Annotated in this window: 14 protein-coding genes; 4 read left to right on the top strand and 10 right to left on the bottom strand. The window is 50.4% G+C overall.

Annotation, left to right across the window (positions count from 1 at the left end):
* The first annotated feature begins 6 nt into the window (after positions 1–6).
* On the top strand, positions 7–1605 hold the full coding sequence (locus tag MKQ68_RS17275) for an ATP-dependent DNA ligase (RefSeq protein WP_244842932.1): 1599 nt from the start codon (positions 7–9) through the stop codon (positions 1603–1605).
* Between the two features lie 469 nt (positions 1606–2074).
* Positions 2075–2869 (top strand): sulfite exporter TauE/SafE family protein, encoded by a 795-nt coding sequence (locus tag MKQ68_RS17280; RefSeq protein ID WP_244842931.1) that lies wholly within the window; start codon positions 2075–2077, stop codon positions 2867–2869.
* 194 nt (positions 2870–3063) lie between these two features.
* Here the strand turns inward: MKQ68_RS17280 and pdeM are convergent, their stop codons facing one another.
* Genes pdeM through dinB form a run of 4 tightly spaced genes read right to left on the bottom strand, consistent with a single transcriptional unit; the run spans position 3064 to position 10342 of the window.
* Positions 3064–3711: a ligase-associated DNA damage response endonuclease PdeM gene (gene pdeM / locus MKQ68_RS17285; protein WP_264280207.1), complete on the bottom strand. Its 648-nt coding sequence runs from the start codon at positions 3709–3711 to the stop codon at positions 3064–3066.
* Positions 3712–3727: 16 nt separating this feature from the next.
* Positions 3728–6190, bottom strand: coding sequence for a ligase-associated DNA damage response DEXH box helicase (locus MKQ68_RS17290; RefSeq protein ID WP_264280208.1), 2463 nt, complete (start codon positions 6188–6190; stop codon positions 3728–3730).
* Between the two features lie 22 nt (positions 6191–6212).
* On the bottom strand, positions 6213–9164 hold the full coding sequence (locus MKQ68_RS17295) for a DNA polymerase III subunit alpha (protein WP_264280209.1): 2952 nt from the start codon (positions 9162–9164) through the stop codon (positions 6213–6215).
* Between the two features lie 20 nt (positions 9165–9184).
* On the bottom strand, positions 9185–10342 hold the full coding sequence (gene dinB / locus MKQ68_RS17300; RefSeq protein ID WP_264280210.1) for a DNA polymerase IV: 1158 nt from the start codon (positions 10340–10342) through the stop codon (positions 9185–9187).
* Between the two features lie 168 nt (positions 10343–10510).
* On the opposite strand from dinB, the gene MKQ68_RS17305 reads away from it, so the two are divergent.
* Positions 10511–11182, top strand: a complete 672-nt coding sequence (locus MKQ68_RS17305) for an SdpI family protein (RefSeq protein WP_264280211.1) — start codon at positions 10511–10513, stop codon at positions 11180–11182.
* Positions 11183–11228: 46 nt separating this feature from the next.
* On the opposite strand, the gene MKQ68_RS17310 is transcribed toward MKQ68_RS17305, so the two are convergent.
* Positions 11229–11687: a hypothetical protein gene (locus tag MKQ68_RS17310; RefSeq protein ID WP_244842917.1), complete on the bottom strand. Its 459-nt coding sequence runs from the start codon at positions 11685–11687 to the stop codon at positions 11229–11231.
* Positions 11688–11819: 132 nt separating this feature from the next.
* Here MKQ68_RS17310 and MKQ68_RS17315 point away from each other — a divergent pair, with 132 nt between their 5' ends.
* Positions 11820–12551 carry an XRE family transcriptional regulator gene (locus tag MKQ68_RS17315; RefSeq protein ID WP_264280212.1) on the top strand — a complete coding sequence of 244 codons (732 nt, stop codon included), beginning with the start codon at positions 11820–11822 and terminating at the stop codon, positions 12549–12551.
* 505 nt (positions 12552–13056) lie between these two features.
* On the opposite strand, the gene MKQ68_RS17320 is transcribed toward MKQ68_RS17315, so the two are convergent.
* From MKQ68_RS17320 to MKQ68_RS17340, 5 genes are all read right to left on the bottom strand, one after another.
* Complete coding sequence (locus MKQ68_RS17320; protein ID WP_264280213.1) at positions 13057–14331, bottom strand: aspartate kinase; 1275 nt, start codon at positions 14329–14331, stop codon at positions 13057–13059.
* 73 nt (positions 14332–14404) lie between these two features.
* Positions 14405–15481: an Ldh family oxidoreductase gene (locus MKQ68_RS17325; protein ID WP_264280214.1), complete on the bottom strand. Its 1077-nt coding sequence runs from the start codon at positions 15479–15481 to the stop codon at positions 14405–14407.
* Between the two features lie 44 nt (positions 15482–15525).
* Entirely contained in the window at positions 15526–15834 is a 309-nt protein-coding gene (locus tag MKQ68_RS17330; protein ID WP_244843076.1) for a DUF3467 domain-containing protein, read from the bottom strand.
* A 234-nt stretch (positions 15835–16068) separates the two neighbouring features.
* The gene (locus MKQ68_RS17335) at positions 16069–17496 is read right to left on the bottom strand and encodes a SusD/RagB family nutrient-binding outer membrane lipoprotein (RefSeq protein WP_264280215.1); all 1428 of its coding nucleotides are present in this window, start codon (positions 17494–17496) and stop codon (positions 16069–16071) included.
* 11 nt (positions 17497–17507) lie between these two features.
* A complete protein-coding gene (locus MKQ68_RS17340; protein ID WP_264280216.1) occupies positions 17508–20717 on the bottom strand; it encodes a SusC/RagA family TonB-linked outer membrane protein in 3210 nt (1069 codons plus the stop codon).
* Between the last annotated feature and the right edge of the window lie 6 nt (positions 20718–20723).

Raw genomic sequence — 20723 nt, forward strand, 5'->3', positions numbered from 1 at the left:
GCGGATATGCACCACTTTGCAAGCCTGGTAAAAACACTCAGTAACAGCACCAAAACCAATGAAAAGCTCGACGCACTCAGTCAGTATTTCGCTACGGCGGATGAGAAAGACAAGTCGTGGGTGCTGGCAATTTTCTCCGGCCGCCGGCCGAAGCGGGTGGTTAATTCCACCCAGCTCAAAACGTGGTGCATGCAGCTGACCGGGCTTAGCGACTGGCTGTTCGACGAATGTTACCACACGGTAGGCGATCTGGCCGAAACGATCGCATTACTGTTGCCGGAGCCTTCCCGTAAAGCGGAAGCGCGTCCACTGCATTACTGGCTCGGACGACTACTCGAACTGGAAAAGGCGGAGGAATCCATCAAACAAGATTTCATTCTTACTACCTGGGACGAATTGCAAAGCAGCGAACGTTTCGTTTTTAATAAACTGATTACCGGCGGCTTTCGCATCGGAGTGTCGCAAAGTATGATGGTTAACGCCCTTTCGAAAACCTACGACATACCTGCGGCCACATTATCGCACCTGATCAGCGGTAACTGGGATGCGCGCACCACGTTGCTCAGCGACCTGCTGAACGCTGAGAATGCGCAGACCGACAACTCCAAGCCCTATCCTTTTTACCTCGCTTACGCATTGGAAAGTGGCGCTGACGAACTGGGAGCCCCGTCTGAATGGAACGCCGAATGGAAGTGGGACGGCATCCGCGGGCAACTCATCAAACGGAATGACGAAATATTTGTCTGGTCACGCGGGGAAGAACTCATCACTGAAAAGTTCCCGGAGTTTACGCCGCTGCTGTCCCTGCTACCTAATGGCTGTGTGATCGATGGGGAGATACTCACTTTCGACCAGGCAGAGGGCAGGCCGCTGCCCTTCCAGGCGTTGCAAACGCGTATCGGCCGTAAGAACGTCACAAAAAAACAACTACAGGAAGCGCCAGTGGTTTTGCTCAGTTACGACCTCCTGGAATGGCAGGGCAAAGATATACGCGAGCGGCCGTTACAGGAGCGCCGCGCACTGCTCGTACAACTAGTCGAAGAGATCAACCACCCGGCACTTCGCCTGAGCGCTTCAATCACCTTCGATCATTGGGAAGACCTTACTCGTCTGCGCCTGACCGCCCGCGACCAGGGCAGTGAGGGGCTCATGTTAAAACGCCTCTCCTCTCCTTACCAGGTAGGTCGCAAACGTGGCGACTGGTGGAAGTGGAAAGTGGACCCGCTGGTGATAGACGCAGTGATGATATACGCCCAAAAGGGGCATGGCCGCCGGTCGAACCTCTACACCGACTACACCTTCGCCGTGCGCGACGGCGAGCAGCTTATTCCCTTTACCAAGGCCTACTCCAGCCTCACGGATAAAGAGATTGCGCAGGTAGACAACTGGATCAGGCGTAACTCCCTGGAAAAGTTCGGTCCCGTAAGAACGGTGAAGGCCGAACTTGTGTTCGAAATTGCATTTGAGGGAATCGCTGCGTCAAGCAGGCATAAATCGGGTATTGCACTAAGGTTTCCGCGAATGAACCGCTGGCGGCAGGATAAAAAAGCGGACGAAATCAACACGTTAGAAGACCTCCGCGGCATGTTAGCAGTGTATGGATAACGACAAAAAGTCAGCACAAAATTAACGTTAGCGCTCCTGATTATTAGTACACTAAAATGATGGTTTTTATAGAACAACTATATATAACAAAAAACAATACTAACTCACTTCAACTCATCTTCAGGAGAAAAATTCACCATCGATGGTAGCCTCGTAACCTCCTTTATTATCAGGCACTTCAGAAAAAATGAGCAGCCTTGACGCGGAGGGTGAGATACCGGTTACTATAAAAAGTACTAACTTTACCCACAGCAAAAAACCTTCATAACTTAATTGAAGGAAAACCAATCATTAGTACCGATTTTTGAACGCATTAGTTGCAAGCAACGGCCAAAACAATACACCTCAACTGTCACAATTGGCAGTTGTATGGTTGCCCGCTTCTTACCTGCACTGTAAAATCCGACGCTTTTGAAGGGAAACAATAAAAAAGGAGCATCAAGGAATGACATTGCTTTCAGCATTATTAATGATAGGAATAGGGGTTCTCATTGGCACCTTCGGCACCCTCATTGGTGCTGGTGGAGGTTTTATACTGATGCCGCTGCTATTACTCATGTTCCCCGACATGTCGCCGGACGTACTTACGAGCATTTCCCTGTTCGTGGTATTCCTCAACGCCAGTTCCGGTACAGTCGCTTACGCCCGCATGAAAAGGATTGACTATCGTTCGGCGATCGTATTTGCCGTAGCAACGCTGCCTGGTTCTATTATCGGCGCGCTGGCTACTGGTTACATATCCAGGCACGTGTTCAACGTTGTATTGGGCTGCCTGTTAGTAGCGATCGCCGTCTTCCTCATACTTAAGCCGCAACAGGGTGCTTATGCCACCCGCTTCAACCGTGGCCGCCTGGTAACCCGCGACATCACAGAATCCTGTGGCGACCGGCATGTATTTTCTTTCAATATCTGGAACGGCATCCTGATCAGCTTTGGCGTGGGATTTTTGTCGAGCATGCTCGGTATCGGTGGTGGTATTATTCACGTACCGGCACTAGTAAGCCTGCTTAACTTCCCGATCCACATCGCTACCGCTACTTCGCACGCGATACTGGCGGTGATGGCGCTCACCAGTACGATTGTGCATATGGTACAGGGCAGCTTCTGGGAAGGATGGCAAACCGCTGTTTGCCTGGGTATTGGCGTTATTGCCGGCGCACAACTCGGCGCAGGACTCTCCCACCGCATCAAACCCAAAGGGATTATTATTGCGCTGGCTTGTGCATTACTTATCGTTGGGGTGCGGTTACTGATTACGAAATAAAGACCACGTTATCATACACCAAAGCAGGCCAGCAGGCCTGCTATTTTTTTGCCTGCTGCATTTTGAAGACCTTTTTGTCGGCCAGCACGAACACCAGATCGCAGGGTTTCGGGTCTAACATGTATTTTTCACCTTCTTGTCTGCCAACACAAACGTCGGATCACCGGGTTCGGGTTTACCATGTATTTTTCCACTTACTGCATTTTAAACACCTTCTTGTCTGCCAAAACAAACACCGGATCGCCGGGTTGCGGGTCTACCATATACATGCCCGTAAAGTGGCTAAATGCCGGCAACACTGCATATTCGCGACCAAAGTAGAAACAGGCCAGGCGCATACTCTGCCTTCCATAACCGAACATACGTACGCCGGGGTGAATATGGCCAGACAGCACATATTTACCTGCAGCATCTGCATCGGCGGCATCATGTACGAAGTGAATATTACCAAGCGTGAGTGAATCGTAGCGGCAGATTTCCAGTTCATCATACACCTGTTCGTCCATGATGTCGTGGTTGCCCGTAATAAGGTCGAACTGCAGTTGCGAAAACTGCCGCCTCCAGATTTTGAAGTACTGCACTTCATTGTTGACGCTGCTATGAAACATGTCGCCTACAATAATGACCTTTTGCGGGTTGTAATGCACGACCAGTTTCTGGAGGCAGAACAGGTCTTCCTGCACAATATTAGCGGGTATTGCAATCCCCGCTTTCCTGAAATGCGCGGATTTACCGAGGTGAAGATCAGAAACGATGAGCGCGCGCTCCTCCTCCCAATACAGCCCCTTTCCCGATGACACGCGCCAATGTTGCTCCCTGAAATGAAACGAAATATCTTCCACGCTGCAAAAATAAGTTTTAATCGGCTTCCAGCTGAAGCTGCATTTTTTTGATGCGGTCCTCCAGTTTTTCGCTGGTTAAACTTTCCCGCAGGCTGTCCACTTTGATCGGGAAGCAGAAAGGGGTTAACCGCACCGGCTCCGTGATCACGATCTTGCTGGCATTGATGCGCTCCAGCATTTCTCTCAGGCGTGCTTCTTCCATCTGGTAAAAGAAGGCCTCGTTGTATGCCTGCCGTAATAACAGGTTGTATGGGTCAAAATCGCGGAACACGTTAAATATCAGTGAAGCACCTGCCTGCAGGTGACGATTCGTTTTGCTTTTACCGGGGTAGCCGGTGAAGACGAGCCCCGCGATTACCGAAATATCCCGGAACTTTCGTCGCGCCATCTCGGTGGCATTCACACTGCTCTGCAAATCGATGTTCAGGTTGTCGAGCGTAAAGAAGCCGGCGGCATTGGCATCATCGATCGGTATTGGCTGGTCGGATAGTAATTCGAAACCGTAATCGTTCATGGCGATCGAAAAAGTGATCGGGTGTTGCTGACTGATGCGCCAGGCCAGCAAGGTGGCCATTACTTCATGCACCAGCCTGCCCTCGAACGGATACACGAACAGGTGATAACCGTCGCGCGTCTGGATCTTTTCCATCAGCAATTCGTTCTCCCCGGGTATGTGCGATAGCTGCTGCTGCAAATCGAACAAAGGTTTCAATACCTGTATTTCTATATCCTCGCTATTACCAGCAATCGCCTCCTGGAACTTATGCCGCAACATCTTACCCAGATTAGCGGATAAAGGCATACGCCCGCCGCCCCAGCTCGGCACGATCACCTTTTTGGCGGATGTCTTACGTACCAGTACTGTCATGTCTTTGATCATGATGAATTCCAGGTTACGGCCGCCTAAACTAAAGGCATCGCCGGCCTGCAGGCGGCTGATGAAAGACTCCTCGATAACACCTACATAACCGCCGCTGATAAACTTTACTTTCAGCATCGCGTCACTCACAATGGTTCCGATATGCAGGCGATGCCGCATAGCGATCTTACGATTGGTGCAGGTGTAAAAATCACCGTCGCGTTCCAGTTTTTTAAACTCATCGTATGCATGCAACGCTTCACCACCCGTGGTGAGAAACGACAGTAACCATTGCCAGTCGTCCTCCGTCAGTTCCCTGAAACAAAAAGTACCCTTTACTTCTTCCCATATCGTTGGCCCGTGAAAACCATTCGATACCGCGAGCGTCATCAGGTATTGCAGTAGTACGTCGTATGCTAACACCACGGGTATCCGGCTTTCGATAAGGCTTTGTTTCATCGCCGTTTTCAAGGCTGCAGCTTCTACCAGCTCCAGTGAGTGCGTGGGCAGAAACCAGATATTACTGACGGCATCCGGCTGGTGACCGCTACGTCCCGCACGCTGCAAGAAGCGCGCGACACCCTTCGGACTCCCTACCTGTATTACGGTATCCACCGGGCGGAAATCCACTCCCAGATCCAGGCTGCTCGTACACACCACGACCTTCAATGTACCGGTATGCAATGCCTCTTCTACCCAGATGCGCAATTCCGAATCGACGGAACCGTGATGCAGGGCGATGATACCTGCCAGGTCAGGCTCCTCGCGTAGTAAGCCGTGATACCATATTTCAGACTGAGATCTTGTATTGGTGAATAGTAATGTTGTATTGCTGTCATTGATGACCGGCAGCGCTTTATGTACCAGGCGAATGCCCAGGTGGCCCGCCCAGGGGTACTTCTCAATTTCATCGGGCAGAATGCTATACAGTGCCACCTTTTTATCCAGCGCTGCGCGCACCGTTACGCCCGACCAGGTATCCTTTCCCAGCAAAACTTCCAGCGCTTCATCCAGGTTACCGATGGTAGCGGATATACCCCATGTTTGCAGTTTTCGTCCCTGTTCCGCCGCAATGCCTTTTAACCGCGAAAGGCCCAGTTCCACCATCACACCGCGTTTGCTGCCCAGCAGCTCATGCCACTCGTCCACAATGACTGCGCGCAGACTTTTCAACACGTTCGCATGCTCCTTTTGCGCTAGCAGGATGTGCACACTTTCCGGTGTGATGAGCAATATCTCGGGCATTTGTTTCTTCTGCTGCGCACGTACTGACGTAGGGGTATCACCACTGCGAATACCTACATCCCAGGGAATGCCCAGCTCCAGCAAGGCCTCCTGCATGGCACGGGCAATGTCTTTCGCCAGTGCCCGTAAAGGAGTGATCCACATCATTTGCAGACCGTTTTTCATTTTGGTCTGATACTTCGGCTGCTCATTGATCCACTGGATCACCACCGCCAGGAACAACGAATACGTTTTACCAAAACCGGTAGGCGCATTCACCAGGCCGGAATGCCCGGCCAGGTATTGCTCCCAGGCCTGCTCCTGGAACGCGAATGGTTTCAATCCTTTATTCGCCAGCCAGTCTTTTACAACCTTACTGCCCTTTGACTTTTGCATCCTCATGAAATTACCACAAATCCTACAATAATCGCTCCGCTACATGACGCTGTGCCGATGGTCCTTCAAACACCCGGTCTTCGAAGTAACCAATCTTCTTCATCGCCTGCACGTTGATGGTAATCACACCAAACTCCTCCGTCACCAGCCCCTCCAGCACATAAAAGCCACCCTTCTGAAAAGGATAACGTCCGAGGCTTTGCGGGAAGTGAACGGTATCTACAAAATTCATTTCGCGGTCAAGGAAGGTACCGAAACACATTGGGTCGCCCTTACTGGTACGGATGTACTTCAACGTCACCAGGTAACCCAACACCTTCACCTGCTGCCCTACCTTACGATCGATCATCCCCGCCGTATCATAAACGTCCTGCTGATGGTCAAGCACCTCAAACGGGGAGGCCAGTGGGAACCCCAGCAACTCAATTTCATCGAACGCATCTTCATGCGTATGCTTGCTCAAATGGGGCAACTTCCAGTCGCGTGGCTCTTCGCGGAATAAGGACAAACGCGCATCTTCCGCCACTTGCTTGCGTAACAACAGGGAACTTTGCCAGAGCAGCGACTTTTTACTTTCACCCGTGAATTTGAAGGCACCCACACGGATAAGGATTTCCAGCTGCTCAGGAGCCGGAGCCGTTCGTGCGATAAAATCTTCCAGGCCACTAAACAACCCGTCTGCCTGCCGGCAACGCAACACCCGTTCCATCCACGCCTGCTCCAGCCGGTCTACCTGGATGAAGCCTGTATACACATCACTCCCTTTGATATTCGTGTAGTAGTCGCCGTCATTCACACACGGCGGGTGAAGCGTAACACCCGCTTTCGATAACTCCCGGAAGTAGAGTTCCCGGTTATAAAAGCCGCCGAAGTTATTGATAACGGCCACCATGAACTCCGCCGGGAAATACGTTTTCAGGAACAAACTCTGGTAACTCTCCACCGCAAAACTCGCCGAATGTGCTTTCGAAAAAGAGAAGTTCGCAAAGCTGGAAATCTGTCGCCATACTTCTTCACTCACACTGCGTTCGCGGCCCAGCCGGTCACAATTTTCAAAGAACTGTTGCTGTATCTTCCTGAAACTTTCTTCACCCCGGTATTTGCCTGACATCGCTCTCCGCAATGTATCCGCATCGGCTAATTCCAGGTCGGCAAAGCGATGCGCTACACGGATCACATCTTCCTGGTAAACCATTACGCCATAGGTTTCTGCCAGCAGTTCTTTCATCACCGGATGCAAGTATTCCGTTTTATCCGGATGATGAAAATTATGCACATACTGCCGCATCATACCTGCCTGCGCCACACCCGGACGAATGATTGAACTGGCCGCCACCAGTGTGATGTAATTTTCGCAGCGCAGCTTCTGCAACAACTGCCGCATGCCCGGCGATTCTATGTAGAAACAACCAATTGTATTTACCTGCCGCAGGTTTTGTTTCACGTGCTCATCCTCCATAAATCCCTTCACATCGTCGATATCCACATCTACCCCACGGTTTTGTTTCACCAGCGAAATCGTATCGCGTATATGCCCCAGGCCACGCTGGCTAAGAATATCGAACTTGTGCAGGTGAATACTCTCGGCCATATGCATATCCAGCTGCGCGGTGCTGAAACCTTTAGGCGGCATATGGGTGGCGCAATGCTGGTGAATAGGTGCCTCGCTGATCAACACACCGCCGGCATGAATACTGAGATGATTCGGATAAGCCTCCAGCATTTGCCCGTAATGGAGAATGCGGCGATGTACATTGTCGGTCCCTAACGACACCTCGTAAGGCTTTTCCAGTACGCGGTCGATCTCATACTTCGGCAGACCAAACACTTTCCCTAATTCCCGCACCACGGCATTGGTCTGGAAGGTATTGACCGTTCCCAGTAAAGCGGCATGCTTCTCCCCGTATTTCTTAAAAATGTACCGGAATATATCATCCCTGTCGCGCCAGGAAAAGTCGATGTCAAAATCGGGCGGACTGGCGCGATGCGGATTGAGAAACCGCTCGAAATACAGTCCCAGTGCTACCGGATCGACATTGGTGATGCCCAGGCAATAAGCCACCACTGAGTTAGCACCACTTCCTCTTCCTACGAAAAAGAAACCTCGGTTACGCGCGTAGCAGATGATGTCCCAGGTGATGAGGAAGTAGGCATTAAAATCCATCTTATCGATGATGTGTAACTCCTTTTCTACCCGCTGCCGTGCTTCTTCATGATCGGCTCCATAGCGCCAACCCAGGCCTTCCATCGCCTTTTCCCGCAACAGCTCTTTATCCGATTGCCTGCTACCGGTAAAAGTCTGTTTATTGCGGCTCGCCTTAAGATCAAACTGCACATCGCAACTGTCCATGATCCGCAATGTATTTTGTACGATAGACGGGTAGGCTGCATACCACTCCAGCATACGGTGCGGAGGTACAAACAATTCGTCTGATGCAGCCACTTCCTGCTGTGGCAATTGCGTGATTAGCAAATTGCAGTCTACCGCGCGTAACAACCGATGCAGCTCATATTGTTCCGTCGTAGCGAAGGTGACCGGCTGCAGCATCACGAGTTTATCACGCAAGGCCTGCACATCCATCCGAAACAAACGACTCAGCTCCCGGGGCCTTACACCTATCAATTCATGCTCGGCCAGCGACGCCGGATGCTGTGCTCCCCAGGGATACACCACGTAAACGCCGGGCATATACCCAGGCTTCGCGGGAAATGGTGCGCCACTATGCAGGTGCGCCGAAAGAAAGTCGTTAATGCTTAACCAACCTTCCATCTCCCTGGCCAGCAAGAGGTAACAAAACGTTCCACCGTTGCGGCATTCCATGCCTATAACCGGCTTGATGTCCGCCGCCCGGCATGCACGCACAAAGTCCCAGGCGCCGGTCGTACTGTTGATATTGGTAAGTGCCAGGGACGTAACACCCCATTCCTTTGCCAGCGAGACCAGCTCCTTATCCCTGATCGTGCCGTAACGCAAGCTGAACCAGTTTTTGCAATTCAGGTACATGCTGTGGCCCCCCGCATGATATATTGCCAGCCGAACTGGCTTTTAATACTATCGATCGCCTGGTAAAGCGAAATCATTTCCTCCGTATCATCAAACATGCTGATCTGGTAATTACCGCCCACCAGGTGACTTAATCTGACCCCTACCAATCGCACCAGTTGCCGGCGGTCGTACAACCGGTTAAAGATCTCCGTCACCTTTTGCAGCAGGATATGATCAGATCCCGTGTAAGGAATCACTGCCTGCTTGGTCACGGTATTAAAATCCGAATAACGCAATTTCACGGTTACACATCCGGCCAGCTTATCCTGCTGGCGTAGTTCAAAACCCACCTTCTCCGTCATCCTCACCAGCTCCCGGTGCAGGAACTTCAGGTCGATCGTATCAGTCGAAAATGTATTTTCCGTACCGATCGACTTCTGCTCGTGGTAGGGAACAACGGGCGTCTCATCGATCCCGTTAGCTTTGTTCCAGATCGCGATGCCGTTCTTCCCCATCCAGGCTTCCAGTAATGCAGGGGGAATTTCGCTCAGCGTTTTCACCGTTTCCACCCCTCGTTGCCTTAGTCGCGCAGCCGTTTCTTTCCCCACCATCGGCAACTTATCGACCGGCATAGGTGCGAGGAAAGATTTCTCCCCTCCGAACTCCACGGCCATTTGTCCGTTCGGCTTCGCCTCGTTGGTCGCTACTTTAGACACCATTTTATTAGATGCCAAGCCAAAGGAGATGGGCAGCCCCGTCATCTTCATGATCTTTCTTCTCAACTCCGATGTCCATTTCAGTGATCCGAAGTATTTATCCATCCCGGTAAGGTCGAGGTAAAATTCATCTATAGAAGACTTCTCATAGAGCGGCGCTTCCTCCGCAATCAATCCCGTCACCTGCTGTGACAGTTCGCTATAAAAATCATGATCGCCCGTTCGCACGATCGCCTCCGGACATAGGCGTAAGGCCGTTTTCATCGGCATGGCAGAATGTATACCGAACTTCCTTGCCTCGTAACTACAGGCGGCCACCACACCCCGGTCGCTCATCCCGCCTACCAGTAAAGGCCGGCCTTTCAGGCGCTGGTCCTTCAGGCACTCCGCCGATACGAAGAAGCAGTCCAGGTCGAAATGTGCGATCGATCTTTGCTCGAGAGAAATCATGTGATCTGATTTTATTCGAAAATACTAAATTATTTAGCTTTACTAAAATTATTAGCTTTATTTTTTCGCACATTCTTCAACTTATTCGCTTCGCCGCTGTAGTTAATAAGTACACGTTATGCGACCGGTTTCGACGGAACGTTTTTCTTCACCTAAACGATCGTTTTTATGAAACATCCGGACTATCTCAAAGAATTGTTTCTCATTGTCTTATTGCTCATTCCAATCATCTATCTGGGCATCATATGGAACAGTTTGCCAGACATTATGCCTACTAACTTCGCTGCTGATGGAACACCCGATCACATTGGTTACAAGGGCGAATTTCTTTTGTTAATGATCTTTCTTTTCTTCACCAACCTGCTGCTTTACTTCCTGTTCAGATACATCCCGAAAGTAGACGATGATATGCATAGGTCTGCAGCGCCCTTACACGCCGGCGAGTACTACCGCATCCGGCTGGGCATTCACCTTTACCTGGCGATATTCAGCTGTTTCGTGGTGTTGTTATTACAACTGGGTTACCTGCGCGGGCTGGAGAAGTGGGCATTTGCAGGCGTGGGCATCCTGATCATCGTATTAGGCTATTACCTTGGCAGGTTGCGCCCGAATTATTTTGTTGGCGTACGTACCCCCTGGACCTTACTGAGTAATGAAGTATGGCAGCGTACACACGAAATGGCGGGGAGGTTGTGGATGACGGTGGGAGCAGTCGTTTTCCTGGCAGGCTTCTTTTTACCGGTAATGACAGGCGTTTTCCTGATTTTCGTAGCCGTGGTGCTACTTTCCGCACTGCCCTACATCTATTCGTTCCGACTATACAATCGCGATAAGGGATAAAAAAAGCGGACAGGATGACTGCCCGCTTCTTTTACAAAAGAATATATTATAAGGTAGGGAACCATCCCCTGCCTTTGCTTACTACCATTACCACCTGCAGGATCACAAACAGGAAAGACAGACCGAACAACACAAGACCTTTCTTGTGTTTAGCCGCGTCCGTAGTTGCTTTTTTCACTTTTGAGCGACCGATGTGCGCCAATACGATAGCTACCAGTGCCAGGGCAAAGTGTTCTACCGCCCAAAAGCGCAGCTCGGGATTTTTCATCGCAGCGCCCATATCAGCCATCGCAGACTTCAGCAGCGGACTGATGCCGTATAAGATCAGACCGAACAACAGTTGCAGGTCCAGGAAAATCATATAAAATAAACCGGCTTTGTTATCAGCAGGCGTGAACGGCGTTTTACCGCTAACACCTTTAAAAGCGCGGAGTACAGCCCATAAGCCAGCCAGTACGATCGCCCATCTGAGGATGGAGTGAAGGAATAATACAGTTGTATACATATCAGATTTGTTTTTCTCCCGGCAAAAATAAGTGAAGCAGAAGAATATATTTGGTATTTATAAAAAATATTTGCTAATTTTGTTAGCATCGTTATACTAAATTATTTAGGGATGTCTATCGTTTGCCAAAACTTGAAATATCTGCGTAAGCAAAAAGGCTGGACGCAACAGGAATTTGCAGATAAACTGAACATAAAACGTTCCTTACTGGGCGCTTATGAAGAAGAACGCGCAGAGCCCCGCACAGAGGTGTTGGAGCTGGTGAGTGACATGTTCCGTGTATCCATTGACGATCTGCTTCGTCGCGACCTCAGTTCTCCTAAGGAGACCTTCCTCGAAAAGCGTCGCCAGCAGAAGTTAGGTACCAGTCGTCAGAACATCACGTTCGTTCCGGTTAAAGCGGCTGCGGGCTACCTGGCTGGCTTTAATGACGACGAGTTTATCGATGAGCTGAACAGCTTTACCCTTCCCATGATCGGCGCCGGCGACTATCGTGCGTTCGAGATTGCAGGAGATTCGATGTTACCCACTCCGTCAGGCTCTGTGATCGTTTGTCATAAGGTGGAAGGCTGGGAGGACATTAAAAACAACGAAACCCATATCGTTGTGACTGCCCGCGAAGGTATCGTGTACAAACGCGTCCTGAAAAGTAACCGTTCGAAAGGTAAGATTACACTGGTTTCGGACAATCCGCAATACGAGCCCTACCCGGTGAGTATGGAGGATGTACTGGAAGTATGGCAGACAGATGCCGTTATCCAGAAGATTGCCCAGCAGCAACGCGTAAGCGTTAATCATCTTGCCAGCGTTGTTACGCACCTCCAGGAGCAAGTGAGCCAGCTGAAAAAGAAGATGAAAGATTAGCCCCTCTTTCCCCGAAGATCATTATCACATCCGTCGTGCATGGAGCCTGGCACCCACCAGGCTTCCATGTACCGGTCGATCTGTTTTCCCATTAAACCAGATCAGCCGGGTAACTAAACTTTGCCTTCCCACCACAGGCAAGTGTCACCATGGAATAATTTTCTTCTGCAATCAGCCTCAGTAACTTTTCTCTGCCGCCGTTGTGTCACTCACTTCAGCGAGTGTCCCGCTATTCACCCTACTGAAACAAGCTGCGTTCCTGACGAACATTACAAAGATACGATGCGAAATTATCGTACGAACACGTGCTGTCGCGAAGTGTCGCCAGATGTCGTAACTACCGCAGAATGTCGTAATTGTCGCAAAAAATTTTGTGTTTAAGTTATGCGAGAGTTATCTGAGAGTTATGCGAGAGTTATGTGAGAGTTATCTACCCCCAAAATGCCGACAAACAAAATGCCGTAACGACGAATCGCTACGGCATCGGATAAAATAACGGCAAAGACTATTCGAGATTGAACAGGCCTTTGTTCAGCAATTGCAAGGTTTTATCCTTGTGCTGTCCACCCACGAGGATGGAAATATTGTGACGGCTGCCACCGTAAGAGATCATGCGCAGGGGCACTTCGTTCAGGCAGTCGAACAGTTTTTTAAGGATAGAAGGCGTAGCCGCTACTTCGTTACCTACAATGGAAACGATCGCCTGATGGTGATCGAGTTCCACGGTGCCGAATGGTTGAAGCTCCTTTAGTATCTGATCGAGGTGCGTTTGGTTATCGATGGTGATAGATACCGCTACTTCGGAAGTAGTGATCATATCGATTGGTGTACGATACTTTTCGAACACTTCGAAAATCTTGCGAAGGAACCCATAAGCCAGCAGCATGCGGCTGGATTTGATCTTGATAGCAATGATGCCATCTTTCGCCGCGATAGCTTTTACACCATCGCCACTAGGCAACTCGGTGATGATGGTACCTTTTGCCTCGGGCTGCATGGTGTTCAGCAATTTCACCGGGATGTTGAAATGCTGTGCAGGCCAGATAGACGCCGGATGCAGGATCTTGGCACCAAAGTAGGCCAGTTCCGCCGCTTCGTCGAAAGACAGTTGATCGATCGGGAAGGTCTTCTTTACTACCCTTGGATCATTGTTGTGCATACCGTCGATGTCGGTCCAGATTTGAACTTCTTTCGCTTGTATAGCGGCACCGATCAGGGAAGCAGAATAATCGCTGCCACCACGTTTCAGGTTATCTACCTCGCCACGTGCGTTGCGGCAAATGTAACCCTGTGTTACGAAAACACCTTTGCCACCATGCTTCTCCAGCAAGGCAGACAATTTAGTTTTGATGCGCGGAATTTCAGGCTCCTCGTACTCATCGATGCTCATGAAATCGAGCGCCGGGATCAGTTTTGCATCAACACCAGTTTCCTCGAGGTATGCACAGAAAAGTTTGGTAGACAGCAATTCGCCCTGGGCGAGAATATCTTTGTTCAGCGCCTCGTTGAAAGAGATTTTGAGAATGATGTTCAGGAACTCAAAATGCTCGTCAACAATAGCTTTGGCGGCATCCTGCGCGGCAGGTGACTTTACAAGGTCGTTGCAGAAAGTACGGTAATGCGCCTCCAGCTTATCGATCTGCAGCTTCGCTTGTTCCTTCTTACCTTCAGATAATGACTGGCCTATTTCCACCAGGGCATTAGTTGTGCCCGATAAGGCAGACAATACCACGATTTTCGGGTCCTGATCTGCAGTGATCAACGATGCTACGGCATGCATACGCTCTGGTTTACCAACCGAGGTTCCGCCAAATTTTAAAATTTTCATTTTGTATGAGCTGTCTATATATTACTTAGAAATCGAGTGCAAATTTAGCTGCTACTTCTTTTAAATCCTTTACCACTGGTAACAATAGCGGTATGCCCGAATTGATCCTTTCCGCTGCCATTTCTCTTTCAGGATCGCCGGGGATCAATACCGGTTGCGCTTCATCCACCGGGGTGGTGTTGCGGAAACGTTTGATCCAGGTATCCATATGCCCCTTAAACTCGTCGGCCGGACGGAAAGCATCCACGCGCATTGCGCCGAAGAAGTGCCCCAGCCCCTCACCCACCGGATCGGGCGGTAAAGGTAAAAAACTTACGAATGGTGGTGCCCAGGGACCGTAATTGGCGCCGGACAACACCGCAGAAAAGATATCGACCACAGCACCCAGGCAATAGCCTTTATGGCTGCCATGATCACGATCGCCGCCCAGTGGCAGTAATGCGCCGCCAGACTTTAATTCATTCGGATTGGTGGATGCATTGCCTGTTTTATCCTGCACCCAGCCCGTCGGCGCTTCCTGCTCTTTACGCTGTAAGATCTCCAGCTTACCATTGGCTGCGGTAGTGGTCGCAAAGTCCGCCACAAATGCAGGCTGCTCGCCCGCCGGAATAGCCACGGCTATCGGGTTCGTGCCCAACATCCGCTCCTTTGCGAACGTAGGGGCTACCAGCGGACTGGCATTGGTCATCGCCATGCCGATCATATCGTGCTCCAATGCTTTCATGGCATGATATCCGGCAATACCGAAATGGTTGGAATGTTTCACACTCACCCATCCGGTACCGACATTCGTAGCCTTGTCGATCGCCACCTGCATAGCATAAGGCGCTACAACGAGCCCAAGCCCCCCGTCTCCGTCAACAACGGCGGTACTGGGGGTTTCATGCACAATACGGATATCAGGCGTTGGATTAATGCGGCCGGCTTCCCAGAGACGGATGTACCCAGAAAGACGGGCAACGCCGTGGGAATCCACCCCGCGCAGGTCCGCCGATACCAGCACTTCGCTGGCCAGTTCGGCATGCGCCTGGGAACAACCTATTTTCAGAAATACGTCGCGGGTAAATGATCTAAGCTGATCGAAAGAAAAAAGCTGGTCCATCCGGTCGAATAACGTCTATCTTCTTGTCTATAAATAATTGGTTATCAAGCTTGCGCAGTTGGGCCACCAAAGTTCAACGGTACAGAAACCGGTTCACCATCCTGGATAGTACCATGAGCGCTTTCATACTTCTTCACGTTATCGATCAATGCTTTCATCAGGCGTTTGGCGTGCTGTGGCGCCAGGATGATCCTCGACTTAACCCTCGCCTTGGGCAAACCGGGCATTACATTCACGAAATCCAACACAAATTCAGAAGGTGAATGGGTAATAATGGCCAGGTTCGCATAAGCGCCGTCTGCCACTTCCTCGGTAAGCTCTATATTCAGCTGCTGCTCATTTTGATTTTCCATCATGTACAGTTTAAAAGAAAGCACAAAAGTAAATAAGAGACCCCGGATTTGAGCCTCTTTTTTCGAAAGACGGACGATTGCATCCAAATAAAAGATAATACCTCACATAAACCCTTTACCAGTAAGGGCTAAATAAAAAGCGAGCCCCTGATAAGAGGCCCGCCAGTAGATGATCAAAAAGTGTCAATCAAAATCGGAATCTGAATCATCTATACCATCGTTAAAGAATATATTTTAGAATTTATCCCAGAACAGTTTACTGCCCACCTCATCGCCGCCAACAGAGGCAGCCGCCTTGTCGTAGTTCAGGGTATTGATATTCTGTTCTGTTACCGGGTAGGTGTAACGTACGGGAATATCTGCCGCGGTAAGCCCGGAGGGAACGTTAAACACTGGCGCATCCAGCCGGCGCCAGGCCACCCAGCCGTCGAAGCCGCGATTGTAATAAGCCAGCCATTGCTGTACGCCGATCTTCGCCTTCCAGTTACCGGGAGCGGTGGCGTACGCTACATTTGGCTGCAGCAAGTATGCCTGTGCCGTAGCGTCCGTACCACCCCAGTAAGTTACGGAAGCAACAACGCCCTTGTTATAGTGGCTTGCCGCAGTTCCGCCAACGTTAAACCCTCTTTCAATGGCTTCCGCCAGTATAAATTCCACTTCGGCATAATCAAGCAGTAATCCTTCAAAAGCAGGATCAGTGATTTTGCCTGAAGCGTGTGAATAAGAGTCGTACGAGTTACCCGATCCATAAATACCGCCAACATAAGTGCCGCCATCCACCGGTGTGAAATAATAGGCACGCCTTGGATCATTCCGCGTATTCATTACATCGATAAAGGTGTTCGCCGCCACAAAGTCGTTGCGATTACTTTGAATAAGTTCTACCCAAACCGGGTTCGTGTTAGGCGGCACCGACAAAAACTTAAACGTTGCATTGTGGCTATTGTCCGTAAATGCCCCGGCAGCGGCGGATTCGATAGCTGATTTCGCCGCCTGTGCATCTGCATCTGCCAGTAAAATACCCAGCTTTAGTTTTAACGAATTGGCGAAACGTTTCCAGGAGACCACATCTCCGCCGTAAATAAGATCGGCATCTTCGTAGCTGTCTGCATCCTCGTCCATCGCAGCCAGACTGGTATCGAGGCGTGCAATGAGTGCCGGCACGATCGCCGACTGTGGATCGTATTCAGGTGAACCAATCGTGTAATCCAGTGCTTTTGAATAAGGCACATCACCGAAAGTTGCTACCAATACGTAGAACGAGTACACCTGCATCACGTCGGTAATGGCCAGTTCGTTACGGCGTTCCTGCTGGTCACTGTAACTATTGTCGAGTAAGATCAATCTTTTTGCTTCCTGCAAATCGCCTAACACATCGCGGTAAATGGTATTCCAGAAGGTTTGAGGAATGTTGCGCGTGCCCAGGTCATAACGGCTTTCGTCCGTATAAGTGGTTTGCGCCCATTGTTGGGAGATGAGCCGGAAGATATTACTATTTACACTTGGCGTGGTCATAATGTTTGCCAGATTCTTTTGTGCATTGGAAAAAAGTGTAAACGACGGTACGTCCGTCGGGTTCTTGGGATCGTCGTTAAGGCTGATCAGGTCCTTACTACAGGCAGCCAGTGCGATCATGCTGATAAATATGAGGAGCTTTTTCATGGTCGTCAGTTTTAAAATCTCAGTTTCAGGTTAAAACCAATATTGCGGGTGGTGGGATAACTTCCTACCTGGTAGCCCTGCAGGTTGCCGGAACTCAGGTTGTCTTCGGGATCTGCATAGGGCAGGTTCTTGTGGATAATCCACAGGTTACGGCCCAGGAGCGACAAGTCTATCCCCTTAATCACCTTTGTTCTCACCAGCAATGATTGCGGAAAACTATACGTGAGCGACACTTCGCGAAGCTTTACATAACTGGCATCGTATACGAACGCGGCGGTCGGATTCCTGCTGTAACCCAGCGTACCATAGCCCACGGTTACACGTTTATCATTGATCTTGCCATCATCGTCCACCCCTGGAAAAATGACTCCGCCACCATCGGCCGCCGCACTACGCACGGGTTTACCGAGTTCATTATTACCTGCTGTTTCTTCCACCAGACCAGTAGCTAATCCGTAATACATATCGAGCGAGAACACGTCGCCACCTTTACGCACATCTACCAAAGCCCCCAGGGTAAAGCCTTTATAACGAAGGGTCGTTCCGATACCGCCAATCCAATCCGGGTTTACGTTACCGATAATTTCGTTGGCACCCGGTGTGCGCTGGTAATAACCATCGTCATCAACCTTACGCTGGCCTTTATCGTTGTACACGAAATTCCTGCCGCGGATCGTACCATACGGCTCATCCAATGCAGCATTCAGCGTCACACCGCCCGGGAATGAAGCGAGTTGCAGGTTTTTAGATTCTTCGTATAACCGCAACACTTTATTCCGGTTGCGTGACCAGTTCAGGTTCAGCGTCCAGCTGAAGTCGGCGGTTTTGATAGGCGTTGCGAAGGCAGACAGCTCCACACCTTTGTTCTCTACATCACCCGCGTTCACAAACTTGGAATCGTATCCTGTAGCAGAAGAAATCGTCACGGGGAATATCTGGTCCGTTGAATTCTGGCGATAATAGGTAACATCCAGGCCGAACCGGTTATCTACAAAAGCCAGTTCCACCCCCGCCTCAAAACTCTTGGTACGCTCGGGTTTCAGGTCCGGGTTGTTTTTGCGTAGTGGCATGGAGAAGAGTGTTACTGCGTCGAAACTGGTAGGCTTATCATAGGTATCTTTCAAACTTTTAGCGGGTGCAGTATTACCCACCTCCGCATAGTTAGCGCGTACTTTACCGTAACTCAGCCAGCTTACATCTTTCATAAATTCAGAGAAGAGCAGGCCCAGCGAGGCAGATGGATAGTAATACACGTTATTGTCCTCCGGCAGGGAAGATGACTCATCCCTACGACCGGTAAGATCGAGGAACAGGAAACCCTTGTAACCCAGGCTGACACTGGCGAACAGGCCATCCACTCCCAGCGCGGAATAACTCTCTTGCGGCGGCGCGATGGCATTGAGCGAATTAGCCAGGGAGTACAAACGATCGATCACTAATCCACCGTTCGTTTCTGCAAATACCGATTGAATGGTCGTACGACGAATGTTCAATCCGGCTAACGCTTTCAGACTAAAATCCTCGCCGATGTTTTTATTGAGATTCGCCATCAGGTCATAGTTATACTCCCTGAACGTGCGGTTGTAGCGGGAATAGTTAGATACATCCACACTGCCCTTGGCCATCCGCTCCTCCTGTTGTTCGTCGTAGGAATCGAGCGATACGCGGCCTAAGACATCCAGCCAGTCCGTAATACGATAGTTTAAACTAACATTGCCGAAGTAGCGGAAACGGTCGTCGTTTTCATAATTCTCATAGCGAACAAAATAGTTGTTATCCCAGTAGATCGGATTCAGGTTGGTCGGACTTGAAAAGTTCCAGGTGGCGTTGCGACGTTCGGCGAAGTACGCCTCCCGTTGTTCTTTGATATCCACATTCGTTTGCCACCACTGGCGGAAGTTGGTAGCCACGTTCTTCGAATCATACCCGGTACCGTAGCGGCCCTTACCCCGCACCCGTGAGAAGTTGATGGATGCGCCAGCCGTTAATTTGGGGGTGATGTTGTAGGACGTACCGAGGTTAATAATGTCCTTTTTCACAGAGCTATTCGGCAGGATGCCCTTCTCCGTACTACGCGTGTAGCCGAGTTTGAAGAAGCCCTTATCATTAGCCCCGTCAACCATCACGCTGTTGTTAGTGCCGAATGCATCTTCAAAAAAAGTAACCGGATCATTTTTCGCCGCCACCCATGGACGTGGCTTTCCGAAGTTGGCCGAGGTAGGTGTGAGGCTCGTCCAGTCATATACCATCAACCCCGGATCAAATTCTTTACCGAAGGATGCGTCTTCGCTGAGCGGCACCACTAAGTCCCTGGTGCCGTCGCCGTTCATATCGCGATAAAGAAAAAAGCCGTCGGGCGACTCATAGATCGTAACCGGGTTGTAACCTGCGCCGTACTTTGTTTGGTACTTAACGAACGTACTCTCGTCGATCAGTCCCCAGTTAACACCCGAGTTCACGGTGACGCCTACACCCCGCGAACCTTTCTTCGTGGTGATCATCACCACACCATTAGCTGCCCGCGAACCGTAAAGCGCCGCAGCCGCCGCGCCTTTCAGCACGTTCAGCGACTCGATATCATCAGGATTGATGTCGGCAGCTGCATTTCCGAAGTCGTACCCGCCGCGACCGGTCGTCTGGTTGGCATCGTTAGTATTGGAGTTATCTACCGGCACACCATCGACTACGAACAGCGCCTGGTTACTATACAACAGGGACTTAGCGCCCCGCAACACGATGTTGGTAGAGCCCCCAATACTGTTGTTGCGCCGGATCTCCAGCCCGGATACTTTACCCGAAAGGGAGTTTACAAAATTCGCGTCGCGCGTTTTGCTGATATCCTCACCCCGCACGCTTTGGGCGGAATAAGGCAGTTCGTTCTTTTTACGCTGCACGCCCATGGCCGTCACCACTACTTCCTGCAAGTTTTCCGAGTCGGAAATGAGTGTGACCGATAGCCGGGCGGCCGTGCCGGTGCTGTATTCTTTCGTGGCGTAACCAACACTTCGGACCACGAGTACGGCATCGGGCAATGCTTCGATCGTGAACTGGCCGTTTTGGTCGGCAGTTGTTCCGGTGGTGGTGCCTTTAATTTGAATAGTGGCAAACGGGATGGGAGCTCCATCTTCCCCGATTACCGTACCGGATACCTGTCGCTTTTGTGCGAATAACAGGCCGATACTCACCATGAGCATGGTGAAAAGGAGTAGTGCCTTTTTCATGAAATT

Origin of the sequence: Chitinophaga horti, from assembly GCF_022867795.2 — a bacterium.
Lineage (GTDB): Bacteria > Bacteroidota > Bacteroidia > Chitinophagales > Chitinophagaceae > Chitinophaga > Chitinophaga horti.

Excerpts from the sequence above, each read along its gene's own strand:
- MKQ68_RS17275 (WP_244842932.1), top strand. The coding sequence starts at position 7 with ATGCACCACTTTGCAAGCCTGGTAAAAACACTCAGTAACAGCACCAAA.
- MKQ68_RS17280 (WP_244842931.1), top strand. The coding sequence starts at position 2,075 with ATGATAGGAATAGGGGTTCTCATTGGCACCTTCGGCACCCTCATTGGT.
- MKQ68_RS17310 (WP_244842917.1), bottom strand. The coding sequence starts at position 11,687 with ATGTATACAACTGTATTATTCCTTCACTCCATCCTCAGATGGGCGATC.
- MKQ68_RS17325 (WP_264280214.1), bottom strand. The coding sequence starts at position 15,481 with ATGGACCAGCTTTTTTCTTTCGATCAGCTTAGATCATTTACCCGCGAC.
- MKQ68_RS17335 (WP_264280215.1), bottom strand. The coding sequence starts at position 17,496 with ATGAAAAAGCTCCTCATATTTATCAGCATGATCGCACTGGCTGCCTGT.
- MKQ68_RS17305 (WP_264280211.1), top strand. The coding sequence starts at position 10,511 with ATGAAACATCCGGACTATCTCAAAGAATTGTTTCTCATTGTCTTATTG.
- MKQ68_RS17330 (WP_244843076.1), bottom strand. The coding sequence starts at position 15,834 with ATGGAAAATCAAAATGAGCAGCAGCTGAATATAGAGCTTACCGAGGAA.
- dinB (WP_264280210.1), bottom strand. The coding sequence starts at position 10,342 with ATGATTTCTCTCGAGCAAAGATCGATCGCACATTTCGACCTGGACTGC.
- MKQ68_RS17290 (WP_264280208.1), bottom strand. The coding sequence starts at position 6,190 with ATGCAAAAGTCAAAGGGCAGTAAGGTTGTAAAAGACTGGCTGGCGAAT.
- MKQ68_RS17320 (WP_264280213.1), bottom strand. The coding sequence starts at position 14,331 with ATGCATGCCGTAGCATCGTTGATCACTGCAGATCAGGACCCGAAAATC.
- MKQ68_RS17340 (WP_264280216.1), bottom strand. The coding sequence starts at position 20,717 with ATGAAAAAGGCACTACTCCTTTTCACCATGCTCATGGTGAGTATCGGC.